The 3542-nt window shown below is 66.7% G+C and carries 3 protein-coding genes and 1 pseudogene; all 4 read left to right on the top strand.

Annotated elements, in window-relative coordinates; all coding sequences use genetic code 11:
- A pseudogene (locus AC5RWX_RS31495) lies at positions 1 to 333 on the top strand (hypothetical protein); the annotation flags it as partial.
- Positions 334 to 447: 114 nt separating this feature from the next.
- Positions 448 to 1149, top strand: a complete 702-nt coding sequence (gene hemQ / locus AC5RWX_RS31490) for a hydrogen peroxide-dependent heme synthase (RefSeq protein ID WP_494100120.1) — start codon at positions 448 to 450, stop codon at positions 1147 to 1149.
- Complete coding sequence (locus AC5RWX_RS31485; RefSeq protein WP_494100119.1) at positions 1146 to 2435, top strand: ferrochelatase; 1290 nt, start codon at positions 1146 to 1148, stop codon at positions 2433 to 2435. The genes hemQ and AC5RWX_RS31485 overlap by 4 nt, the downstream gene beginning before the upstream one ends.
- Positions 2432 to 3430, top strand: coding sequence for a hydroxymethylbilane synthase (gene hemC / locus AC5RWX_RS31480; protein WP_494100118.1), 999 nt, complete (start codon positions 2432 to 2434; stop codon positions 3428 to 3430). Before AC5RWX_RS31485 ends, hemC begins: the two co-directional genes overlap by 4 nt.
- Positions 3431 to 3542 lie beyond the last annotated feature (112 nt).

Here is a 3542-nt window from a genome sequence, read left to right as displayed (position 1 = left end):
GCGCAGCCTGCCCCGCCCGCATCCACCGTGGCAGCGGATCCTTCACCGACGGCGGCAGGCCAGCCCGCAGCCGATGCCGCCGCAGGCGAAGCCACTGCCGCAACTGTGAAGGGTGTAGTGGGCGGACAGGGCGGGTATGTGCCGCTTTACGCTGTGCCTCATACCCAGGCAGGGTGGACGCCATACACCGCCGCATCCGGCAACAGCGTACGGAGCAACGCTGTGCTGGCTGCGCAGCCGGAGCCGAAGAGTGCCCTGGTGTGGCTTGGTTCAGGGCTGGTAGGGGTCGCTGGTGCTGCCGGACTGGTCTTCTTCCGCCTGCGAAATCCCTAGGCGCAGCTTCCGGGGGATAAGGAAAGGCGGACGCTGCTGTGACATTGAGCACTTCTACGGGCTGTAGAAGTCACTGGTTTCGACTTTTGGGTACGAAGGGGCAAACTTGTAACCATGAGCCACACTTCTGCCGAATCTGTCACTAAAACCGAAGAATCAGCCGAGCAGTTTTTCACCCTTTGGACGGTCTTCAAGCGTTCAGAGGCGCTGGTCCGCAGCGCCGCCGCTGCCACGGACTTCGAGGCCCTGCTGGAACGGCTTGCCCAGGCCGGCGTGACTCACCGTGGCAGCTACGACGTCTCCGCCATGCGGGCGGATGCAGACGTGATGGTGTGGCTCCACGGACCCAAGCCCGAAGCCCTGCAGCAGGCCATCCGGGACATCCGTCGGAGCACCCTCTTCGCCGGGACAGAGATTGTCTGGTCCGCCATGGGTGTGCACCGCGAGGCTGAGTTCGCCAAGAACCACACCCCTGCATACTCCCGTGGCGTCGCAGCGGCCGAGTGGCTGTGCGTCTACCCGTTTGTCCGCTCCTACGAGTGGTATATCCTGCCCGAGGCTGAGCGCGGCAAGATGCTCCGCGACCACGGCCTGCTGGGCCGGGACTTTCCCCAGGTCATTTCCAACACTGTCTCTTCCTTCGCGCTGGGCGACTGGGAATGGATCCTGGGCCTGGAGGCGCCTGAGCTCGTGGACCTGGTGGACCTCATGCGCCACCTTCGCGCCACCGAAGCGCGCAACCACGTCCGGGAAGAGATTCCGTTCTACACCGGTCGCCGCATCTCCGCGGAAGAAGTTGCAGAGGTGCTGGCATGAGCCCCCTGGAAGCACACGATCCCGCCAGCGTGGTGGCCATTAACCCTGTGACAGAGGCCGGCCGCATGGCCCCCAAGAGTTATGACGCCGTCCTCCTTGCTTCCTTCGGCGGGCCGGAAGGCCAGGAGGACGTCATACCGTTTCTCCGCAACGTCACCCGCGGCCGCGGCATCCCGGACGAGCGGCTTGAGGAAGTTTCGCACCATTACCGCGCCAACGGCGGCATCAGCCCCATCAACCAGCAGAACCGCGAGCTGAAGGCAGCCCTCGAAGCCGAGCTCGCGGCGCGGGGCATAGATCTTCCCGTGCTGTGGGGCAATCGCAACTGGGCCCCGTACATCCCGCAGACCCTGCAGGAAGCGTACGACGCCGGCCACCGCCGCCTGCTGATGATCACCACCAGCGCCTACTCCTGCTACTCCAGCTGCCGCCAGTACCGCGAGGACATTGGCATGGCATTGACCGAGACCGGCCTGGACGGCCGGTTGGAAGTGGACAAGGTGCGCCAGTACTTCGACCACCCAGGCTTCGTGGAGCCCTTCATCGAGGGCACTGCCGCAGGCCTCGCGGAAGTCCGGGAAAAACTGGCAGCTGCAGGCACACCTGACGCGCCCGTCCAGATTCTGTTTGCCACGCACTCCATCCCTACCCGCGACGCAGACGCGGCAGGCCGGTCCGAGGGCGAACCCCGCGAATTCGAAGAGGGCTCGGCGTATGTTGCCCAGCACCTGGCCACCGCAGCCGCCGTCATCCAGCGGGTGGAAGAGGAATCAGGCCTTACCGCTCCATGGTCGCTGGTCTACCAGTCCCGTTCCGGGGCCCCGCACGTGCCGTGGCTCGAGCCGGACATCAACGACGCCATTGAAGAGCTTGCGGGCCAGGGCGTCAAGGGCATTGTTATTGTGCCCCTGGGCTTTGTCAGCGACCACATGGAAGTTGTCTGGGACCTGGACACGGAAGCCCTGGAAACCTGCGCCAACCTGGGACTCGCAGCCACCCGCGTCCCAACGCCCGGCACGCACCGCAAATTCGTCAACGGCCTGGTGGACCTGATTTCCGAGCGGACCGTGGCCAGCAACATCAGCGCCCGCCCGGCAGTGACCGCCCTCGGCCCCTGGTACGACGTCTGCCGCCCGGGATGCTGCGCGAACTTCCGCGGCGAGAAGCCCGCCATCGCAGGGGCGGACACCACCGTGGGCACCGGCCATGATCCCTATCCGGCCGACGCTGCAGCCGAACCGGAGGCCAACCAGCCAGGCACGGCCGGGGGAGCGCGGCAGCAGTGACAGTCCGCATCGGAACCCGCGCCAGCAAGCTGGCGCTCACCCAGACGCAGCAAACCGCTGACCAGCTGGCCGCCGTCGGAGGCTTCCCCGTGGAACTCGTCCACATCAGGACCGACGGCGACGTCCTCACCGGCTCGTTGTCCCAAATGGGCGGCACCGGCGTTTTTGTCGCCGCACTGCGCGATGCGCTGCTGCGCAATGAGTGCGACGTTGCCATCCATTCGCTCAAGGACCTGCCCACCGGCCCCGCAGTCGGCCTAAGCCTGGCCGCTACGCCGCGGCGGGTGGACGTCCGCGATGTCCTCTGTGCACGGGACGGGTTCAAACTTGCCGATCTCCCCTCCGGCGCCACCGTGGGGACCGGCTCGCCCCGCCGTGCGGCCCAGCTCCGCACCGCCAGGCCCGATCTTGAGATCGTTGATATCCGCGGCAATGTGGACACCCGCCTGGGCAGGGTGCCCGGACTTCCGGGGAACGCAACGGACCAGGTGGTTGCGGGGAAGTCCTGCGATCTCGATGCCGTAGTTCTCGCGGCGGCAGGCCTGGAACGCATCGGCCGGCTGGATGCCGTGAGCGAGTACCTTGAAACGGATGTCATGCTGCCCGCTGCCGGGCAGGGATCGCTCGCCATCGAATGCCGCACGGCTGACGCCCCGCCCAGACCGGGCTCCACGGAGGGTTCCCAGGACGTCCTTGCGCAGGCATTGGCCGCCCTGGACGATCCGGATACCCGGCTTGCGGTCACGGCGGAACGGGCCCTGCTGGCCCGGCTCGAAGCCGGCTGTGCAGCACCGGTGGGTGCCTACGCCTTCCGGAAGGGCAGCATGCTCCACCTCGAAGCCGTGGTCTGTGCTGTGGACGGCACCGCTTCGGTCCGGGACAAGCGGGCAACCGACGGACTTACGGAAGTAGGGGCCACCCTGCTGGGCATCGAACTCGCAGAAGTCCTCCTTGCCGCAGGTGCCGCCGATATCGCAGACCTGCAGGCCTCCTGAGCCGGCCATGGGACTGCCTTTCCGCCGTGTCCGGGGCACCCGTCCTGAGGAGAAATAGGCGTGGCGGACCGCCCCGTCAACGGAGCAACGGGTTCGCTCAGCGCTAATGCGC

The organism is Arthrobacter sp. SPT-J7 (assembly GCF_059089965.1).
This window is presented reverse-complemented; position numbering and strand designations above follow the sequence as displayed.